This window comes from Shewanella jiangmenensis (genome assembly GCF_018596335.1).
In the GTDB taxonomy this organism is placed as follows: Bacteria; Pseudomonadota; Gammaproteobacteria; order Enterobacterales; family Shewanellaceae; genus Shewanella; species Shewanella jiangmenensis.
The window spans coordinates 749740-768816 of record NZ_JAHEPS010000001.1 but is presented as its reverse complement, the minus strand read 5'-3'; the positions used below and the strand labels follow the sequence as shown (position 1 = coordinate 768816).

Below are 19077 nucleotides of genomic sequence, written 5' to 3'. Positions count from 1 at the left end.
GTTATGACAACAGAGCTTTGGATAAGCGGGTTGCGGCGCGTTTCTGGGCTGGCAATGGCGTGTGTGCTGTGGGTGTTGCTGTCGCCGCTGGCGCTGGCAAGTGAGGCGGCGTTGCAAACTGAGCGGCTTGATTTGACCCACTCGGGGGTAGGGTATCTGGCACTCACGATATTTGTGCTGGCGTATCTTCTGGTGATGCTTGAAGAAAAGCTGCACCTTCGCAAATCAAAGCCGGTGCTGGTTGCGGCCGGGATCATCTGGGGGATGCTCGGCTTTGTCTATACCCAGCACGGTATGCCGCAGGTGGCGGAAGTTGCATTCAAGCACAATCTGCTTGAGTACGCCGAACTCTTGCTGTTCCTGCTGGTTGCCATGACTTACATCAACGCCATGGAAGAGCGTGGCTTGTTTGATACCCTGCGCGCCTGGATGGTCGGGCGGGGGTTTAGCCTAAGACAAGTGTTCTGGCTTTGCGGACTGCTGGCGTTTTTTATCTCTCCCGTGGCCGATAACCTGACCACGGCGCTGCTGATGTGCGCCGTGGTGCTTAAGGTTGGTGGCGACAACCGCCGCTTTGTAACCCTCGCCTGTATCAATATTGTGGTTGCGGCCAACGCCGGTGGCGCCTTCAGCCCCTTTGGTGACATCACGACCCTGATGGTGTGGCAAAAAGGCATAGTGCCCTTTGCGGACTTTTTTGACCTCTTTGTTCCGGCGGTGGTTAACTTTATGGTACCGGCGCTGGTGATGAGCTTTTTTGTGGGCAATGACCGGCCTGCGGCTGTATCGGAGCGGGTGTTTTTGCGCCGCGGCGCCAGACGCATTGTCGGTTTGTTTTTACTCACTATTGCCTCGGCGGTGATGGCGCACTCCTTCCTTGGCATGCCGCCGGTACTCGGGATGATGACAGGCCTTGGATTCCTGCAGTTTTTTGGCTACTTCCTGAGAAAGACCTTCAACAGCTCACTGGCCAGGGAGCGTGCCATTGCTGAGGCCCGCCAGGACAGAGAGCGGCTTACTTATCTTGGCAACGTGGTGCCCTTTGATGTGTTCAGCCGGGTGTCCCGCGCCGAATGGGATACGCTGCTGTTTTTCTACGGTGTGGTGCTGTGTGTGGGTGGCCTTGGCTTTATGGGGTATCTGAGCCTGGTATCTGAGGCCATGTACAGCCACTGGGACCCAACCTATGCCAATATCGCCATTGGTCTGCTGTCGTCCGTGGTCGATAACATTCCGGTGATGTTTGCCGTGCTGACCATGAACCCGGACATGGCGCTCGGGCAATGGCTGCTGGTAACCCTGACCGCCGGTGTCGGCGGCAGTTTGCTTTCCATTGGCAGCGCCGCCGGGGTGGCGCTGATGGGGCAGGCGCGGGGCATTTACACCTTTGGCGCGCATCTCAAGTGGACACCCGTCATCGCCCTTGGCTATATCGCGTCAATTCTGGTGCATATGTGGATTAACGCCAGTACCTTTTGACAACATTTCATCAGCGCAGATCATCTTTGTAAGTGTTTGAATCATTGATGATCTGCGCCCCGTCACGTTTTCAGATGATATTTACCGTTAGACAAGCTGGATCACACCCCTATCGCTGCTGTGCTTTTATACTGCCGCCCCTTTCACTTTACAGGACGGCAGCATGTTTATCGGCCAAACCCGATTTTTAGCCTCATCGCTGAAACTCGAAACTGCCACTGGTGAGCAGCGCCCGCTTACCAGGGTGCAGGCTGCCGTGCTGGTGATGCTGCTTGGCGAGCGTGGCCGGGTGGTGTCCCGCGCCAGCATTCAGGCGGCCATCGCCACGGCCTGTGGCAGCGAGTTGCCACAACAGGCCGCCAATGCCGCTCAGTCGCCCAAAGCCCGGGCAGACTCTCGGACAGAGACTCGGGCAGACACACGGACAGACACACGGGCAGACAAGAGTTTTGTTGCGCTTGATGACATCATGGCTTCCCTCGAGCGGCTCATCGGCGCCGACTGGCACAGCCATTTTGAAGTCGTTGGCCGCCAGGGTTTTATCCTTCATCATCGCCGCCCGGCGCGAAGGCTCTTTGCCAGGCCCGCCGGGGAGTTATCGGCGCCGCTGTTTGTTGGTCTTATCCTGATTTTGGCCGGCCTGCTGTTTTTTCTGAACCGGCAGCTGCCAACCCTTGAGCTGCTGCCCTTCAGTCAGCAGCAAACCCTGACCAATGCCAGTGGCGAGTCGCTGCTGTGGCGGCGTGTGGGTGAAACAAACACTGCCATCAAACAGTTAAAAGCCATTCTGCCCCAATGTGAGCATCAGCCGTGGCAGCGGATTTCGGTGTCGGCATCAAGCGCTGCGCCCCATCCGTTACTGCATCTGGTGCTGGAAGGCGGCGCCCTGAGCGCGCCGCAAAACCTGAAATTATTTGATATCGATGGCGATGAGTCGCTGTCGCTTGCCGTGCTTAAGGAGGCGGGAGTCTGTGACTGATACGGTTTCCTGGTCTGGTCGCAGCCTGTGGCTTGCGGCATTGGTGATACTGCTGCCTTTGCTGGCATTGGTAGGAATGCAACACTGGACTGAAGATAGGGGCGATCTCGAGCTTGGCTGCACGGCACAGCTTGCCGATGGCGAGGGGCCGCTCAGTGAAAACCTGGCGCTGCATCTAAGTATTCATGACGGCAATGCTGAGCTGGTGTACGGCGTACACAGGGACGGGGTTGAACTGGGTGCTATCCGGCTTTGGGGCACCTTAAGCGAATGGACGCCTGCGAGTCTGAGTTACCACTTGTCACTCGATAAGGGGCAGGTGCTGATGGATTTTACTCAGCCAAGACTGCCTGATCACCTGCAGCAGGTGGTGATGCTTGGGCGACAGCCGCTTGTGCAGGGTAAGCCGTTGCCGGTGAGCTTCAGGGTGCTGGAACTTGAAAAGCACAGCGCGCTGGTGGTGTTTGATGACAGCCAGGCGCTGTGGAGCTGCGAGGTTAAAAAATGGGGACCCATGGCTCGCTGAGCCCCCCGCTGCCGGCTACGGCGCGTCGGCAACAAACTGCATTTCACTGCTTGCCTTGGCCCCGTGCAGGGTAATGGCAAGGCGGTAGCGGCTCAGGCTGTCTTTGGGCGCATCCTGGCTCCAGTCGAGTCCGTGGGCCTCAAAGCTGTAACGGCCCTTACTGCTTCCTTCGGTGAGCTTGCCCTGACATTCGCTCACTACCTCGTTGCAGGTAAAGCTCTGTGTTACGTGCCAGCGCTTCCAGGCCTTGGCATTGCGTGATGCCTTGCCCTCGGCCGGCAGACCAAAATACACCAGCTCATAGCGGCTTGCGCCGGTGAGCGCCGCGCCGCTGGCATCTTTCAAACTGAATTCCACCATGCCGGTTTCGCTCTCAAAGCTCTCCACCGTCAGTACGACAGTGTCGGCCTCGTCTATGTGAACCGCAGCAGGGACGGGCGGCTCGGGCGGCGTGCTGTCGTTGTCGTCACCACAGCCAGCGAGCAGAAGCCCCAGCAGCAGTGGATACAGGTATCGGCTTTTCATGTTGCCCCCTTAGTTAAAGTGGCCGGTATGGCAGGTGGTACATTCCATGTCGGTTTTGATGCTGGCGGCCGGGCCCATGGTGTCGGATACGCCATGGCAGGTCTGGCAGCGCTGGGCTTCGTCAGAGGGTTTGGCCGCCGGGGTGCCGGCAATCACTTCGCCCTTGTGGGCACGGTTAAGCAGCTCGACCAGATGGTAGGCCATGGAGGCCGACAGGCGATAACAACGCTCACCTTTTTGGCTGAAGGTTTTGCCCGATGCCTTGGACCAGTTGCTGATGGAGGAGTGGCACAGCACGCTGTTGGCGACGGACGACTTGCCGACCAGCAAGGTTTTTTCGGCACTTGAGCCGATACCGGCGATAAATTCAGGGCTTTCCAGCGGCAGCAGGGTGTTTTCATACCAGCGGAAAGTAGCGCCAATCACGGCAGCGTTTTGGCCGTTGATGTCATCGAGCAGGTTCACCAGCATGCCGATGGCGTTAAGGTTGCCGCACAGGGTGCCCTGGCCGACCACACCGGCAAAACCGTAGCCCGCCAGCGCAGTGGGAATGGCTTTGAACTTATCGGCATCGCTGCTTGCGGAATTGGCCAGCATGGTCACAGTGGCATGAAACACCTGATGCATGCAGCCGCCGCCGGTTTCATAGGCGAGTTTGGCGGTAGCCATGGGGTCAAGCGGTACGTATTTAAGCTTTTCGCCCAGCGCGAGGCGATAGTTGCCGTTTTCATCGGTGGCGGCCATCAGGGGGCTTGCAACCAGGCCAAGGCCCGCCGCACTGCCAAGTCCAATAATGTGCCCAAGTGCCTGTCTTCTGTCGATTTTCATCATTCTTATCCTCTTTGTCTGGCGCCTTGTTCTGCGCTTTGCTCAGGTCTTTGTGTAAAAGGGGCCGCAAGGCCATGGCAGTCAGTATGTCGCCTGTGAAAATGAAGACTGTGATTTGCCACCGCAGAAATCTCGGCGCGCTGAAGCTGGGCTCTTAATCGGTTTTAACGCTGAATGTGTGGGCTATTGAGATGCGCAATCTGTCAGGATGTGCGCCAGCGCGGCTTATTTGTAATCTTCAGGTTAATTTATGTGGATTCGGGGCGATTCATGCCCGTGAGTCTTGCCATTCATCGACATGATGCGTATCACACAAGCGGTCATACCTCTTTGGTGTAGGAGTCTGCCGCGGTCTTAATCCAGATCACAGTCGCTGTGTGGGAAGGCAGTTACAATTGGCGCATGTCTATGTTGAGGATATGCAATGCAATTGGGTGAATGCTGGTTTGATGACGCCCGGGGCGAGTTGGTTAATCGCGCCTCCGGTGACGTATGGCATTTACCCCGCGCCGAGCTGCAGGTGCTGAGGCTTCTGTGCGCCGCCGCCGGCAAGGTGGTGAGTAAAGCCGAGCTTCGTCAGGGAGATGATGAACATCAGCCGCTCAGCGACTCGTCGGTGGCAAGGGCGGTGTTTATGCTGCGCTCTTTCATCGGGCCCGGCAGTGAGCTTTTGATTGAAACCGTAAAGGGGCAGGGCTATATGCTGCGCTTAAGTCCGCAGGAGCGGCGCAGTAACCTGCATGGCCCCAGGCGTTTTGGCCAGCGGGTGAGCCTGGTGCCTGTGTGGCTTCTCTCTTTTGCCATGCTGCTTGCCATCGCCGGCGGCGTTTATTACGCCTGGCGGGTGGCAGAGCTTGCGCCAAGCGCGCCCTATAGGGTCGATACCCTTACCCAGGCCGACGGCCAGATGGTCCGTCTGGTGCTGTATGCCCATTCCCGCAGCAACAATACCCTGCTGGTGGAAAAGGCGGCCATGATAGGCAGTGTGCTTGCCGAGTGTCGCAGCTCCCGCTGGCGCGATGTGTATCTGTCGCTCAGCCACGACTCCCGGGTGCTTAATCTGACCCTGAGGGGCGAATACCTTGGCCAGGCTGTGGTACGCAATCTTAAGCTCAGCGATGGCCGCGAGCCGCGGGACTTTATCAGCGCCGAGGGACTGCGGGAGGTGGACATTTGTGACTAAACCCTGGATTTGGGGCGTTAACCTCAGCATTTTAATGGTGTTATTACTTGCTCTTGGCACCATCTATTCGCTGACCCGCGGCGCCGAAACCACACTGCTTAACTGTTCATCTGAGCTGTATGAGCCGGACGATGATGGCAAGGCGCGCCAGTATCTGCTGGTGGATTTGGTGACCAAGGGCAAGAAGGCGCAAATTCATTATCGTTACTTCAATCTTGATGGCTCGCTGGCGGGCAGTATCAGCATGGAAGGCGAGCTCACCGCATCGCCGGGCAGCGGCAACCGCTATCGGATAGCGATTCACAACAAGGAAGAAAAGGGCGGCAAAAATAGCGCACCCCGGCCGATGCACATGAATTATATCTCTTATGTCAGTGGCTTAAATCTATCTTCCACCGGGCTGCATCAGCTTGAACTTGAGATCCTTGAGCTGGACAAGACCCGTGATTATGCGATAGTGCTGTTTCAGCCAAGCAATACTGTTTGTGGTTGCCGTTTGATCCATTAACCCTTGCAAGGCTTATCATCTGCCAATTCACTGCAATCTATGTTCTGTTGCCACCTAGTGGTGACAGGCGACGGTTTTTATTTCAGGGAGACCCGTGGCCAAGGTCGTTTTAAAGCAGGAAGATGCACTTTCGATTAAGTTTTCCCATCAGCTTGCTGCCGGCGAAAGCTGTCGCCTGGACCTTTACTTTGCCCTGCCCAAGGATTTGGGTATTGGTCCGCAAAGCCTCGATGAAGAAGAGTATTTTCACAGTGCCATTGTAGGGCGGCGCGCCTATTTTTCAGACGGATTACACCTGCCTTTGGTGCAAAGCCGTTTCGCGAGCCTGAACAAGCGCACGGTGGAAGAGTTCAGGTTGTATCTGAATCTCTTTGCCTATCAGTTTGCGGTGGCGATGGACACAGACACCAAGGAGCTGTTGCAGCAAAAACAGGCAGCCGACTTTTACCCAAGGCTTAAGGAGCTTGGCGAGCAGTTTGCCGTGCTGCTGAAAAAGTTTCGCCGCAACGAGCCGGAAGACCCCAAGTGGAAACCCTGGTTTGAGCATGCCGATAACTACCTCTCCTGGCATGGTGAGCAAAAGCTGTTGCAGCTGTTGATGCAGGGGCCGGCGTGGACGGCCGAGCAGGAGTCAGATTTCGCGCCGGTGCGCGAGGGCGTGCTGGCGCTGTGCCGCGCCGAGTCGGCGTATCGGGACGCAAGGCGCTACAACTCTGAGAAAACCAAATCCGACCCCAACCGTATTTCCAACAAGATGTTGCTGCTCAGGCGGCTTATTCAGCAGGGCGTGGTGCTCAAAGAAGAGCTTAAACCTTTGGGCGTTGGGCTTAAAAAGCTGGTTACCGGCCTTGCCACTGGCCTTGTGATGCTGGTGGTGTCGGCGCTTATCATCAAGGCCCAGGGCGTGTTCAGCGGCCTGACCATGGGGCTTTTGTTCACCCTGTCGGTGATTTACGGTTTTCGGGAGATTTTCAAAGAAGATATCCGCAACGTGATGTGGCGCGCCATTCAGCGCGGCAGGCCGCGTTGGAGCAGAGTGCTGCGCGACACCTCCAGCCAAAAGGCGATTGCCAAGCAACATGTGTGGCTCGATTTTGTGCGGGTGAAGGATTTGCCGCTGGCGGTGACCGAGATTTTAAGCCGTCGCCATCAGCAAAACCGGATTGAGGCCGAGTACCTGCATTATGGTCTTGCCACCCGGGTCGGGCGCGACGGCTTTTTCCTTGCGGGATACGATAGTTTGTCGGAGCAGGTATCTTTCAGTCTTGCGCCCTTTGTGCGTAACCTTGAACGCGGCAAGGTGCGGGTGTTTGCCGAGCAGGATGGGGCCATTCGCTCAGAAACCGCCGAGCGCCGCTATCAGATAAACGTGGTGCTGGTGTACAAAGAAGGCCGCAAGCCGCCCCGTTATGCCCGCTACAAGGTTACCCTTAACCGCAGCGGCATTATCAGTGTCAGCGAAAAATCCCTGCCGGAGCAGTTGTTGGGGGTCAGCGGGTAAAGGCCTGACAGATTTTCTGATCGCCCGTCTGCTTGGCCCGTTTCAGGGCGATTTCGGCATGGCTGATAAAGGCTTCCAAGTCCTGGCCGCTCTGATAAGACGCAATGCCGATACAAATCCCTTCGCTGAGGCCATGGCTGCCAAGCTGCTCCATGGATTCCGTGGCATAGCGGTGCGCCTCGGTGGCATCCGTGTGGGGCAGTATGATGACCAGCTTGCCAAGCTGCCAGTGTGAAATCTGGAAGTTGGTCGGCAGCTCCCGCAGCAGGTGCATTTCCACTTCCTGCTGGCGCTTCTCGAGCTGGCCTATGTCACTCATGTGGCTCAGCATTCCGGCTGGGCTTATGTCCATCAGCATCAGGCAGGCCCCGCTGCGGCCACTGTCGGTCAGGGCGTCGAAATAGCGAGATAAATCCTCGATATTGGCCAGAATGGTGCTGCGGTTGGGAATAAGCTGGCCATTGTCGCGTCCGCGCGGTGCGCGCGCCGCCTGCTCGAGCGTACAGACCAGATATTCGATTTCCCCTTCTTCATCCAGATGCCCCTTGAGTGTTGCCTGCAGGCAACTGGCGGCGCTGCTGGAGCACAGAATTTGCCCTTGCCAGCTGCCTTGCATCGCCACCATCTGGGTGATGCGCGGCCATTGGTTACCCAGGTCGTTTTCGAGCAATTCAGTGAGGTTGGCATCCTGAATTTCAACCCCATCAAGGAGCTGCTCAAAGGCGCTGTTGTGCTTGAGCAGGGTTCCGTCGGCCAGGGTCAGGGCTGTGGCGACGGCGCTGTCGGCCAAAAGCCGCTGCAGTGATTCTTCTTTGCGGCATTCACTGAGCTCACTGATGTCGGTAAGCTCGGCCAGAAAATACTGCTGTTTGTCGCGATTGGCGTGGGTAAAGCGCAGCTGCACCCGAATGGTGGCTGAGGGGCTGGTATCGAGTTTAAGCTCGCCCTGCCACTCGCCCTTGGTTTTGGTGCGCTCCACGATTTGCTGATATTCAGCATCATCCAGCTGCAGGCAGCGCTGCAGACTGCGGTCGGTCAGTTGGGTTGCTTCAAGGCTTAGCAGCTGTCCGGCCTTGCGGTTGGCACTGAGCACCCTGCCTGCATCATTCACCAGCAGCAGCCCCTCATCGCCGGTAAAAAGATCAGCCGCCAGCTGAATGCTGTTAAAGCGGGCGCGCTGCTCCATCCGGTACAGGTGCACCAAAATCAGCGCGGCGCTGGCGAGCAGCGTCATGATGGCGGCGCCGACAATCAAAATGGTCTGCCAGCGGGCAAAACGGGCGGCGATATCGTCGTTACGGATATAAGACACCAAAAAGTATTCGCGGCGGGTTTCGTACTGGGTGGTCAAATCGACCTTAAGGTACACGAAGGTCGCATCGTCGCCATGAAACTGACCAAAGTTACTCATAGCCATCTGGCGCCACAGCGCGGGATAGCTCTGGCGCAGACTGGCGTTGAGGGACTCTGGCAGGCGCGGCAGCGGCGCATCGGTGGCACCGGCGTACATCAGGCCCTGGGTGTCGAACATCATCATCGGCGACTGACCGGCGCTGAGTGCGGGCTTTATCATCTCGAGGGTGCGCAGCATCGAGTTGTAAGTCACCAGATAACCGCGCACGCTCTGATCCGGGTTTTCAAGCCAGGCCAGCTGATACATGTATGGCTCAAGGCCGCCATTGACCGACAAAAACTCCATCGGCGAGCTGTAAATCTCATTGCCGCCCATATTGCGTGCGCCGCCAAGCAGCGAAGGTGGCAGGGTCTGGCGTCCAAAGAGATCGGTTGAGGCAAACAGGAACTCGCCCTTGGTATTGAACAGGGCAATGCCCATCAGCTCCGGCATGTTCTTTTGCAGCGCCGTCCACTGCAGCAGCAATTTTTGCTTGAGCTGCTCATCGCCGCTTTCCATGTACTGGCGCAAGAGCTCACCACGGGCGAAGGTTTGGGTGCGGAATTGCTGGAAAGTGACCTTGTCGGCAATCATGGCGCCGACTGTTTGCAGCTCGCTGTATCTCTGGGTTGCCCACTCTTCCTGCAGCCGCCGCTCGCCGAGGGTAATGCTGACATTGACCACCAACACCACGCTTATCACCAGCATCGCCAACTGGCTTGAAAGCGCCAGAATACGCTGATGGGACCAGCGCACGCCCTGGGAATCGGCCAAAAGCGAAAGGGATGGGGACAATCCTGAGTTGGGTTTCAGCATGAAAAATAGGTGTCGGCGGATGTTGGCCAACATGTTAACACGATTCGATTTAGGATACAGGGCAGATAAGGTTGGTGCTCGCCTTAACCCAGCACATCGAGCTTGCGGTATTTGAACTGGCAACCTGCCGCAAGCACAAGCGCGCGACAGGCAGCGATATCCACGCCGTCAAGCCCGTCGATGGCTGACACCTCGACCTTTGCAATATGCCTTGGCGCCTCGCGGATAAAGGCATTGACCGCCTGCCAGGAGCCCTTGAGTTTGGGGCGGCAGTGACGGATATAGGTCGCTTCGTCCTGGGCGTTGAGGGAGACCGACAGGGCCTCCACGCAGTCTGCGAGCTCAGGCAGGATATTGCGCCGGTGAAACAGGTTGCCAAGGCCGTCGGTGTTAACCCGCACCTTGCCGCCGCGTGCTTTTATCTCCCGCGCGGTCGCAAGCAGGGTTTCAAGGTTCAGCGTCGGCTCGCCGTAGCCGCAAAACACATATTCATCAAAGTCAGTTACCTCACCAAGGAGTGGGATGATGTCAGCAGCGCTTGGCTGGCTGTCCAGCGCCAGCTGATATTGATGCAGCTCGCGGCTGCCTTGCTGCTTGGGGCAAAAGCCGCAGCGAAGGGTGCAGCGGCCGGTGATGTTGAGATAGCGGCTTTGGCGTATGTCATACACCAGGGTGGCGGAACCGGGCATGGCAACAAACCGGCAGATTGACAATGTTGGCAGTGTAACAGGGGCTTATCCAGCGAACTGTTTGCTCGATCAAAAAGGGAGAGCCTGGCTCTCCCTTTTGTCTAAATCACTGGCATTGCTTGCGGTATTACGGATGCTTAATCAATCCTGAGCTTGCCGGGCTCTGCGTCAGGCGAACGCTCAGATGCTGTGTTGGCCACAGCGTCTGAAACCAGATGGGCAGGCTGGGCTTGTGGGCGCCACCACCAGTTGAAGAAGCGGCGCCACAGGGCACTCATGTCCGCCAGAATAACGTACAGCAGCGGCACCAGGATAAGCGTCACCACGGTGGAGAACAGGATCCCGAAGGCGAGCGAAGTGGCCATGGGGATAACAATCTGCGCCTGCAGACTGCGCTCAAGGATAATAGGTACCAGACCGAAGAAGGTGGTGAGCGAGGTCAGGATAATGGCGCGGAAGCGATAGCAACCGGCATTAATGGCCGCATCACGGATAGAGTAACCCTGCTCCCGGGCACGGTTTACAAAGTCCACCAAAATCAGCGAGTCGTTCACCACCACCCCGGCAAGGGCGATAATGCCGCACAAACTGAGCACGCTTAACGACAGTCCCAGCACCAGATGGCCGACGATGGCACCAATCATGCCAAAGGGGATGACCGACATGATGATCATCGGCTGGCTGTAGGATTTAAGCGGGATTGCCATCAGCGCATAGATGGTAAAGAGCGCGAAAAAGAGCCCCTGCAGCAGGCTGAAAATGGCACTGGCTTCTTCCTGGCTCTGACCGTCGAGCGCAGTGGAAATGTGCGGATACTTTTGCTTGAGCTGCGGAATAAACTCCTGTTCGATTTCCCTGACTATCTTGCCCGGCTCCACCTTGTCCTTGTTGGCACTGGCGGTGATGCTGATGGCGCGGCGGCCATCTACCCGGGTGATGGCGGAGTAAGAATCGCCCACTTCAATTTCGGCCACATTGGCAAAGGGTACCGCCTGGCCATTTGGGGTGCGGATGAGCATGCTTTCAAGGTGGCCTACGGTGCGGCGCTGATCCAGCGGATAGCGCACCATCACCTTCACTTCTTCCTTGTTACGCAAAATCCGCTGCGCTTCATAGCCGTAAAAGCCGTACCGTACCTGACGGGCAAGATCCGACAGGGTCAGACCCAGCGCTTCGGCTTCGGGGCGAATTTTAAGACGAATTTCATGGCTGCCGGAGGAGTAATTGTCGGCAATATCATAAAGGCCCTCGTAGCTTGCCAGTTTGGCTTTAAGCTCTTTGGCGGCCAGCGCCAGCTGCTCAAGGTCGCTCGATTGCAGACGAAACGCCACATCGCCGCCGCCATCGCCTGTGGTGGCATTCATGGTGAGCTTTTTCATGCCAACCAGTTCAGGCACGGCTTCGCGCCAGGCTTCGGTAATGGATGTGCCGTCAAGCTCGCGGTCTTCGCCCTTGGTCAGCTCGGCAAAAATAAAGGCGCTGGTTCGGGAGTTAAGGGCAAAAAAGCTGTGCTTGACCACAGGTGCACCGTATTTTTGCTCCATTTCACCGTTCATGCGGTACAGCGCATCTTCAATCTGCTGCAGCGCTTTTAGGGTGGTTTCTTCCGAAGTGCCTTCTTCCATGGTCAGGTTAACCTGCACAAAGTCAGAAGGGATGCTGGGGAAGAACACCCAGCGCACCTTGCCGCTGGCAACCAGCGCAATCGCGAGGATCAGCACACCCACAAAGCCTGCCAGCCAGTTGTAGCGGTTACGGATGGCGCGCTCGAGGAAGTGTTTGTAACTGTGGTGAATAAAGTGCGCGACTTTTTCGTTGAAGCGAGCTTTAAAGCGGCCAAAAGGCCCGCTTGGCGGCTGGGTGTTCACCTTCATGTGGGCAAGGTGCGCGGGCAGAATGAGCTTGGATTCGACCAGCGAAAATGCCAGACACAGAATCACCACCATGCCGATGGATTTCCAGATGATGCCCATCGGGCCATCCACCATCAGCATGGGGATAAAGGCGGCAATAGTGGTGAGTACGCCGAAGGTGGCCGGCATGGCGACCTTTTGCGCGCCGCGAATAACGTTATCCATGCTGTGGCCGTGGCGCTCCACCTCGGTGTGCACGCTCTCGCCAATCACAATTGCGTCGTCCACCAGGATCCCGAGCACCAAAATAAAGGCGAACAGGGTGAGCATATTGATGGTGAGCCCGAAAGGCTGCATCGGCATCAGCAGCAGGGTGCCAAGGAAGCACACCGGGATGCCCACCATTACCCAGAAGGCAAGCTTAAGGTCAAGGAACAGCGCCAGAATGACAAACACCAGTGCCGCGCCCATCAACATGTTCGACAGCATCATGTTGAGACGACCCTTGAGGTAGTGGGTCAAATCGCCCCAGTAGTCGAGCTCGGCGCCGGCGGGCAGGCTGAGCTTGCGCTCGGTAATATAGTTTTTCACCTCGGTGGCAATGGCCACTGCGTCCTGATCTTCAACGCTCAGCACCTCGACTATCACAGCCGGTTTGCCGTTAAAGCGGGTGTAATCGAGACGCTCTTCGAAGTCATCCTTGATGTTGGCGACATCGCTTAGCATCACCCGGCTGCCATCGAGCCCGGTTGCCACCACTATGCTGGAAAAGTCATCGCCGGTATAAGCCTGACCCTTGGTGCGCAGCAAAATGTCACCATCTTCGGCGCGAATGGCACCGCCCGGCAAATCGAGGGAGGAGTTTTGCACCGCCATCGCCACCTGGGTAAAGGTAAGGCCATATTCACGCAGTTTATCTTCAGATACCTCAATGCCGATTTCATAGTCGCGGGCGCCGCTCAGTTTGGCGCGGGTCACCGAGGGCAGGGCGGCGACTTCATCACGAATGTTTTTCGCCAGCTCTTTCATCTCGTGGGCGTTGATATCGCCATATATCGACAGCCAAATCACGTTGTTTTCTGGCTTAATCTGAAAGATGTTGGGTTTTTCGATGTTGGCCGGAAAGGTGGCAATGGCATCGATACGCAGCTTGGCTTCATCGAGCACGGTTTTGGCATCGACACCGTTTTCCACCTCGATGGTGATGTTGCCCACGCCGTCGCTCGCCACCGATGTTACCTTCTTGATGCCGCTGACATCCTGAATGGCTTCTTCGATTTTGATGTTGATCCCTTCTTCGATTTCCTGAGGCGCGGCGCCGGGGTAAGCCACCGAAATTTGCAGCAGGTTGAGCTCAAAGCTTGGGAAAATTTCTTTATTGATGATTTGGGTGCTGAACAGGCCGCCAATCAGCAGCACAAACATCAGCAGGTTTGCCGCCACACTGTTGCGGGCAAACCACGCAATAATGCCTTTTTGGGTGTCCATTACTTGTCCCCTGCCTGTGCCAGACGCTCTTCAGCCGGGGTGTCTTGTTTGCTGCTTGGCTTGGTCTCGTCGCCCTGAACCTTGACCAGCTGACCTGTACCCAGGCTGCCGACGTTGGTCAGCGCCACGCGCTCGCCGCTTTTGAGGCTGTCTTTGATGTAGGCAAATTCCACATCGGCGCGCACCACATTGACGTGGCGCAGCTCCAGTTTATTGTCCGGCAGTACCACGGGCACCTTGTGGTCGCGCACTATGTGACGCGGCAATTTCACTATGCCACCGGCACTGCGGCCCTTGATAACGGCGTTGACGAAGGTGCCAAACTTAAGCGGCAGCTCGCCCTGAGCCTTGTTGTTACGCAGATATGGGTCTTTCACCTCGGCCACCAGATACACCATGCGGTTGCCTTCATCTATCATGCCTTCGCTGCGGACTATGTCGCCTTTCCAGCTCACTTCGCGGCCGGCGAGGGAGGCGGTGAGGGTCACTTCAGTGTCGGGCTTTTCGACTGACTCAAGGTAGGCCAAATCGGCATTGGCCAGCGGCAGACGGATTTCGGCGATGCCGGTGTCGTACAAATCGCCAAGCTTGGTGCCCATGGTCACGTACTGACCCAGATCCACATTGCGGCCTTTGACTATGCCATCGAAGGGGGCACGGATAACGGTGCGGGCGAGGTTGCGTTTGGCGCGCTCAAGGGCGGCTTCGGCAAACTTAACGTTGGCCTGCTCTTTTTTCAGCTGCGGAATACGCAGACCAAGCTCAGGCGGTACGCCCTTGTCGTAACCTTTGAACTCGGTTTTGGCCACTTCGCCGCGGGCAATTTCTTCATTCAGTGCGGCGGTTGCCTGAGCAAGGCTTGCTTCGGCCTGCATCAAATCGGCTTGATAGTCAGACGGTTCAATCACCGCCAGCTCATCACCTTTTTTTACTACGCCACCGGCCACAAAGTTAGCCGATACGCTGAGCAGCCGTCCCTGCACTTCGGCCACCAACTGGGTTTTGTGCTTGGGGTTGACCACGCCGTAGGATGGCAGGTTCAGTGACAGGGTTTCCTGCTGCACCTGCATCACTTCAATCAGTGGCAGGGCGGCTTCTTCGGCCTTTTGCTCCGGCGCCTCGCGGGTCGCCATCAGGGCGACTGCGGCTATCAAAAACAGCACAAGGATGATGAAAGGGAGTGAACGTCTGACAATAGTACTCATAGGGCCCGCTTTTCCATTAACAGGTAACGCTGGCTAAGTTACCAAATGCGGCCTCTGATACCAATCAGTTTTTGTAACACAAATGTATCTGGATCTTGCGTGGCAGCTGATGGGAAGTGATTGGTAAAGAAAGAAAAAAAGAAGAGGCCCTCAGGCCTCTTCATTGAAAGTTACACTTTTGCCGCTTTTTCAGCTGGTTTTTTCGGCTTCTTTGGCTTTTTCGGCTTGGCCTTGGCGTCTTTACCTTTGACCTTTTTCTTGCCCGGCACCTTGGCCTCTTTGTGTTTGGGGCGCAGCTCTTCGATGACGCGCCGCTTCAGCGGCTGCTCGATATAACGCTCAACCTTGCCAAGCACCTGCATGTCGTGGGCTTCAACCAGCGAAATGGCGGTGCCCTTGGCGCCGGCGCGGCCGGTGCGGCCGATGCGGTGCACGTATACGTCGGCAGAGCGTGGCATGTCGAAGTTAATCACGTGGGTGATGTCATCGATATCGATACCACGGGCGGCCACGTCGGTGGCCAGCAGCACATTCACTTCGCCCTTGGTAAAGCGGCCCAGTGCCTGGAAGCGTTTTTTCTGATCCATATCGCCGCGCATAAAGGCGCAGACGATGCCGGCCTGCTGCAGTTGGCCTTCGAGTGAGGCAACAATATCGCGGGTCTTACAGAATACGATGGCGCGCTTCACGTCTTCCTGCTTCAGCAGGTGACACAGCAGGGCAAACTTGTGGTTTTTGTCGTCGGCAAGGTGGATCCACTGATGGATTTTGGCCTTTTCGCTGCGCGGTGGCTCGGATTCGACAAACACAGGCTCGTTCAGCAGCTCACGGGCAAAGCTGCCCACACCGCCGCCTTCGAGGGTGGCCGAAAACAGCATCGCCTGTTTGCGATCGCGGGCTTCCTTGGAAAGGGTTTTCACCACTTCGCCAAAACCCATGTCGAGCATACGGTCGGCTTCATCAATCACCAGCACTTCAACCATCTCGGCGGTGAACTTGCCCTTGTCGAGGTATTCAAGCAAACGGCCGGGCGTTGCCACCAGAATATCGACGTTGCCGCGCAGCATCTCTTCCTGCGGGCCGTAGGGCACACCGCCGGTGATAAGCTTGATGTCGAGCTCAAGGTGGGTTGCCAGATGGCAGGCATAGCGATGAATTTGGCTTGCCAGCTCGCGGGTTGGGGTAAGCACCAGCACCCTGGCCTGACCTTGACGGCGGCGTGGGAAATCAATCAGGTGCTGCAGCGCAGGCAGCAGGAAACTCGCGGTTTTGCCGGTACCGGTAGGGGCGCGCGCCAGAATATCCCTGGCTTCCATGGCAAGCGGAATGGTCATGCGTTGAATGGTGGTTGGGGACTTGTGTCCCATAGCTTTCAGCGACTCGAGCAGGCTCGGGTCCAGTTGGAATTCTTCAAATTGCATGGGCGGCTTTCCTACACAAAGGGGCGCGTATTATACGCGCTTATCCAAACCTTGTCTTACAGTTTCAGGTAAAAGTCTTGGGTCAGCGTTCGCATCCTCGCTGTGTACTCGCCGTTTGTATCACGGATGGCGAGGGTATCACAGTGCGGAGTCCCTTCTTTATGGTGGCCAAGGGCGTACAAAAGCCGCCTTGGTGCCTTGCCTTCAACCGTGCTGACCTCAACCCTTTGAGTCACGCCAAGCGGGCAGTCAGTGAGTGCTCGCATAAAGGATGGCTCACTTTCGATGGGCAAAATCAGGCTGGCGCTGCCACCGGGGCTTAAATGGCGCGCAAGCAGAGTGCACAGGGCATCAAAGCCAAGGCTTCCGGTGTGGCGGGCCTGCGCGCGGCCGGGCTTTGCCGATAAAGGGCCGGTTTCAAAGTAGGGCGGGTTACAGAGAATGTGAGTAAATACTTCGCCTGCAAGCGCATTGGCACGGGTGGCATCGGCTTCGATAACCTTAAGTCTGTCAGCCCAGGGACTTGCGGCAAAGTTATCGCGGCACACTCTGGCGGCGGCGCTGTCGATTTCGATGGCGCAGATTTGGGCGTTTGAGCGCTGCGCCGCCATCAGCGACAGCAAACCGCTGCCGGCACCGAGATCGAGCACCTTTTGCGCGCCATCGAGCGGGGCCCAGGCACCAAGCAGCACTCCGTCGGTACTGACCGGCATACCGAGCCCTTCATCGCTGATATGAAATGCTTTGAACGTAAAACCCATTCACCTGTCCGCAGAATACGTCGTCTGAGGGGCATATGTTAACACAGGCTTGGCTGGCAGCCGCCATCGCGCTGAACTCATTTGCCCGTGCCCCGATGTTGGCATTCGGCTGGCATTTGGCTGGCATTTGGCCTGAGATTCACCTCTGACTGGTCTTATCAGCTTGGTTAAAGCTTTCATCGAAGCCTTGCTGCTGTTGATGCTTTGTAACCTTATCTGGGCTGTGAGCCTTGGCGGAATGTGACGCCGCGCAACATGGCATTAGCCTCGCTGTTGCATTAAGGCGCTTTTTCGGCGCCGAAGGCCTGCTTTGGTTGCGCTTATTTACCGGCTCTGGTATTAGTCATTCCCCTCCCCGGGGGCTGTTTTAATGACGTCGGCCCCCAAGACGGCCAGCTTTGCCAAACGTCGCCTAGGAGTTGTGGGTTTTTTGGGCGCTTTCGGCCAAATAATTGCTGCGTATCTTGTAATAATGGCTTTACAGCGCTGCCGATGACGGTGCTTCGTGGTAGCCAAGCGCAGGATAATCACTTAAGTTTGTTCACAAAAGATTAATAAGATGGGGCTTCTTGTGCAAAACAAGCAGATGAGTTTCTCAGACACCTTGAGTCTGGGCTTTATGACCTTCGCCTTCTTTCTGGGCGCGGGCAACCTGATTTTTCCGCCGTTTGCCGGCATGCTCGCCGGTGAAAATATGCCGTTGGCAATGCTTGGCTTTTTGGTGACCGCCGTGGGTATGCCGCTGGTTGGCCTGATTGCAGTGGCCAAGACCCAGGGCAAGGTAATGGCTTACTTACCGGCATTCGCCGCGACTGCGCTGGCGGTGTCGATTTATATCATTATCGGTCCGGCTTTCGCTGCCCCGCGCACCGGCCTTGTGGCCTATGAAATTGGTGCCAAGCCGTTTTTGGGAGATACCAGCGCCGTGTGGATGCTTGGCAGCATCAGCCTGAATGTGTCACAGCTTTTGTGTACTTTGGGCTTTTTTGCCCTGACCATGCTGCTGGCGCTGTTTCCCGGCAAGCTGATGGACAGCGTCGGTAAGGTGCTGACACCTGTGCTGATGATACTGCTGATGGTACTTGCGCTGTCGGTGGTGTTTTTGCCCGGCGGTGAAACCGGTATCCCTCAGGGAGATTATGCCGCAAGCCCGCTGATTAAAGGTGTGATTGAAGGCTACAACACCATGGACACGCTCGCGTCTTTGATGTTTGGTATGCTGATTATCGACCTGCTGCGTAAAAAAGGTGTGAATGAGCCAGCTGCCCAAACCAAGGCGCTGGTGCGTGCGGCGCTGATTGCCGCAAGCGGTCTTGCCTTTGTGTACGTATCGCTTTTCTTCCTTGGTGCGACTGCCGGTGATATTGCCACCGGCGCTGAAAACGGCGGCCAGATCCTGACCCGTTACGTTGACCGTGAGTTCGGTACCATGGGCGCTGTGATGCTGGCAGCTGTGGTATCGCTTGCCTGTCTCACCACTGCTGTGGGGCTGGTCAGCGCCTGCTCGGATTATTTCAACGAGCTGTTTCCATCCATCAAGTATCGCCAGTTTGTGGTGCTGTTTTCGGTGATTTGTGCCGTGGTAGCCAACGTGGGCCTGACCCAGCTGATTGCCATCAGCATTCCGGTGCTGTTGAGTGTTTACCCTGTGGTGATTGCGCTGGTGGCAGCGACGTTCCTGACCGAGCGTTTCCCGAATCCAGAGCTTTCGCACCGCGCTGTGCTGGCGGTGGCGCTGCTGTTTGGTGCCATCGATGGCCTGAAGGCCGCCGGTGTGGATATGAGCGCCTTTGCCTTTATGCCGCTTTATAACGAAGGCATGGCCTGGCTGTTGCCAACGCTCGCGACCATGGTAGTCTGCCTGTTTATCGGCAGCCGTAAGGTCGAGGCAGCGTAACGCTGGCATCTGACTGAAAACCGGG

The 19077-nt window shown here is 56.8% G+C and carries 15 protein-coding genes; 7 read left to right on the top strand and 8 right to left on the bottom strand.

Annotation, left to right across the window (positions count from 1 at the left end; genetic code table 11):
* The first annotated feature begins 54 nt into the window (after positions 1-54).
* From nhaD to KJI95_RS03390, 3 genes are all read left to right on the top strand, one after another.
* On the top strand, positions 55-1479 hold the full coding sequence (gene nhaD, locus KJI95_RS03400; protein WP_432653771.1) for a sodium:proton antiporter NhaD: 1425 nt from the start codon (positions 55-57) through the stop codon (positions 1477-1479).
* A gap of 163 nt (positions 1480-1642) precedes the next feature.
* Positions 1643-2458, top strand: a complete 816-nt coding sequence (locus KJI95_RS03395; protein WP_214505742.1) for a hypothetical protein — start codon at positions 1643-1645, stop codon at positions 2456-2458.
* Positions 2451-2984 carry a hypothetical protein gene (locus tag KJI95_RS03390; protein WP_214505741.1) on the top strand — a complete coding sequence of 178 codons (534 nt, stop codon included), beginning with the start codon at positions 2451-2453 and terminating at the stop codon, positions 2982-2984. Before KJI95_RS03395 ends, KJI95_RS03390 begins: the two co-directional genes overlap by 8 nt.
* Positions 2985-2999: 15 nt before the next feature.
* On the opposite strand, the gene KJI95_RS03385 is transcribed toward KJI95_RS03390, so the two are convergent.
* Positions 3000-3509, bottom strand: a complete 510-nt coding sequence (locus KJI95_RS03385) for a hypothetical protein (protein ID WP_214505740.1) — start codon at positions 3507-3509, stop codon at positions 3000-3002.
* Between the two features lie 9 nt (positions 3510-3518).
* Positions 3519-4337, bottom strand: a complete 819-nt coding sequence (locus KJI95_RS03380; protein WP_214506177.1) for a cytochrome c3 family protein — start codon at positions 4335-4337, stop codon at positions 3519-3521.
* 424 nt (positions 4338-4761) lie between these two features.
* Between KJI95_RS03380 and KJI95_RS03375 the strand changes: the two genes are divergently transcribed.
* From KJI95_RS03375 to KJI95_RS03365, 3 genes are all read left to right on the top strand, one after another.
* On the top strand, positions 4762-5520 hold the full coding sequence (locus tag KJI95_RS03375) for a winged helix-turn-helix domain-containing protein (protein WP_214505739.1): 759 nt from the start codon (positions 4762-4764) through the stop codon (positions 5518-5520).
* Positions 5513-6028, top strand: coding sequence for a hypothetical protein (locus KJI95_RS03370; RefSeq protein ID WP_214505738.1), 516 nt, complete (start codon positions 5513-5515; stop codon positions 6026-6028). The genes KJI95_RS03375 and KJI95_RS03370 overlap by 8 nt, the downstream gene beginning before the upstream one ends.
* Positions 6029-6122: 94 nt before the next feature.
* The gene (locus tag KJI95_RS03365) at positions 6123-7529 is read left to right on the top strand and encodes a hypothetical protein (RefSeq protein ID WP_214505737.1); all 1407 of its coding nucleotides are present in this window, start codon (positions 6123-6125) and stop codon (positions 7527-7529) included.
* Here KJI95_RS03365 and KJI95_RS03360 read toward each other — a convergent pair.
* The 6 genes from KJI95_RS03360 to KJI95_RS03335 form a co-directional block, all read right to left on the bottom strand.
* Positions 7519-9738, bottom strand: a complete 2220-nt coding sequence (locus KJI95_RS03360; protein ID WP_214505736.1) for a PAS domain-containing protein — start codon at positions 9736-9738, stop codon at positions 7519-7521. The two genes, KJI95_RS03365 and KJI95_RS03360, sit on opposite strands and share 11 nt — an antisense overlap.
* Positions 9739-9821: 83 nt before the next feature.
* Positions 9822-10427, bottom strand: a complete 606-nt coding sequence (locus KJI95_RS03355; protein ID WP_214505735.1) for a TatD family nuclease-associated radical SAM protein — start codon at positions 10425-10427, stop codon at positions 9822-9824.
* 137 nt (positions 10428-10564) lie between these two features.
* Positions 10565-13768 carry an efflux RND transporter permease subunit gene (locus KJI95_RS03350; RefSeq protein WP_250885554.1) on the bottom strand — a complete coding sequence of 1068 codons (3204 nt, stop codon included), beginning with the start codon at positions 13766-13768 and terminating at the stop codon, positions 10565-10567.
* Positions 13768-14973 (bottom strand): efflux RND transporter periplasmic adaptor subunit, encoded by a 1206-nt coding sequence (locus tag KJI95_RS03345; RefSeq protein WP_214505734.1) that lies wholly within the window; start codon positions 14971-14973, stop codon positions 13768-13770. The genes KJI95_RS03350 and KJI95_RS03345 overlap by 1 nt, the downstream gene beginning before the upstream one ends.
* Before the next feature lie 170 nt (positions 14974-15143).
* The gene (srmB, locus tag KJI95_RS03340; RefSeq protein ID WP_214505733.1) at positions 15144-16394 is read right to left on the bottom strand and encodes an ATP-dependent RNA helicase SrmB; all 1251 of its coding nucleotides are present in this window, start codon (positions 16392-16394) and stop codon (positions 15144-15146) included.
* Positions 16395-16450: 56 nt separating this feature from the next.
* Positions 16451-17155, bottom strand: coding sequence for a tRNA1(Val) (adenine(37)-N6)-methyltransferase (locus KJI95_RS03335; protein ID WP_214505732.1), 705 nt, complete (start codon positions 17153-17155; stop codon positions 16451-16453).
* Between the two features lie 559 nt (positions 17156-17714).
* Between KJI95_RS03335 and brnQ the strand changes: the two genes are divergently transcribed.
* The gene (gene brnQ / locus KJI95_RS03330; RefSeq protein WP_214505731.1) at positions 17715-19052 is read left to right on the top strand and encodes a branched-chain amino acid transport system II carrier protein; all 1338 of its coding nucleotides are present in this window, start codon (positions 17715-17717) and stop codon (positions 19050-19052) included.
* The last annotated feature ends 25 nt before the right edge of the window (positions 19053-19077 follow it).

Bases quoted from the DNA above. Each gene is read 5' to 3' on its own strand.
- nhaD (WP_432653771.1), top strand. From the start codon at position 55: ATGGCGTGTGTGCTGTGGGTGTTGCTGTCGCCGCTGGCGCTGGCAAGT.
- KJI95_RS03395 (WP_214505742.1), top strand. From the start codon at position 1,643: ATGTTTATCGGCCAAACCCGATTTTTAGCCTCATCGCTGAAACTCGAA.
- KJI95_RS03385 (WP_214505740.1), bottom strand. From the start codon at position 3,509: ATGAAAAGCCGATACCTGTATCCACTGCTGCTGGGGCTTCTGCTCGCT.
- KJI95_RS03380 (WP_214506177.1), bottom strand. From the start codon at position 4,337: ATGAAAATCGACAGAAGACAGGCACTTGGGCACATTATTGGACTTGGC.
- KJI95_RS03375 (WP_214505739.1), top strand. From the start codon at position 4,762: ATGCAATTGGGTGAATGCTGGTTTGATGACGCCCGGGGCGAGTTGGTT.
- KJI95_RS03360 (WP_214505736.1), bottom strand. From the start codon at position 9,738: ATGCTGAAACCCAACTCAGGATTGTCCCCATCCCTTTCGCTTTTGGCC.
- KJI95_RS03355 (WP_214505735.1), bottom strand. From the start codon at position 10,427: ATGCCCGGTTCCGCCACCCTGGTGTATGACATACGCCAAAGCCGCTAT.
- KJI95_RS03350 (WP_250885554.1), bottom strand. From the start codon at position 13,768: ATGGACACCCAAAAAGGCATTATTGCGTGGTTTGCCCGCAACAGTGTG.
- KJI95_RS03345 (WP_214505734.1), bottom strand. From the start codon at position 14,973: ATGAGTACTATTGTCAGACGTTCACTCCCTTTCATCATCCTTGTGCTG.
- srmB (WP_214505733.1), bottom strand. From the start codon at position 16,394: ATGCAATTTGAAGAATTCCAACTGGACCCGAGCCTGCTCGAGTCGCTG.
- KJI95_RS03335 (WP_214505732.1), bottom strand. From the start codon at position 17,155: ATGGGTTTTACGTTCAAAGCATTTCATATCAGCGATGAAGGGCTCGGT.
- brnQ (WP_214505731.1), top strand. From the start codon at position 17,715: ATGGGGCTTCTTGTGCAAAACAAGCAGATGAGTTTCTCAGACACCTTG.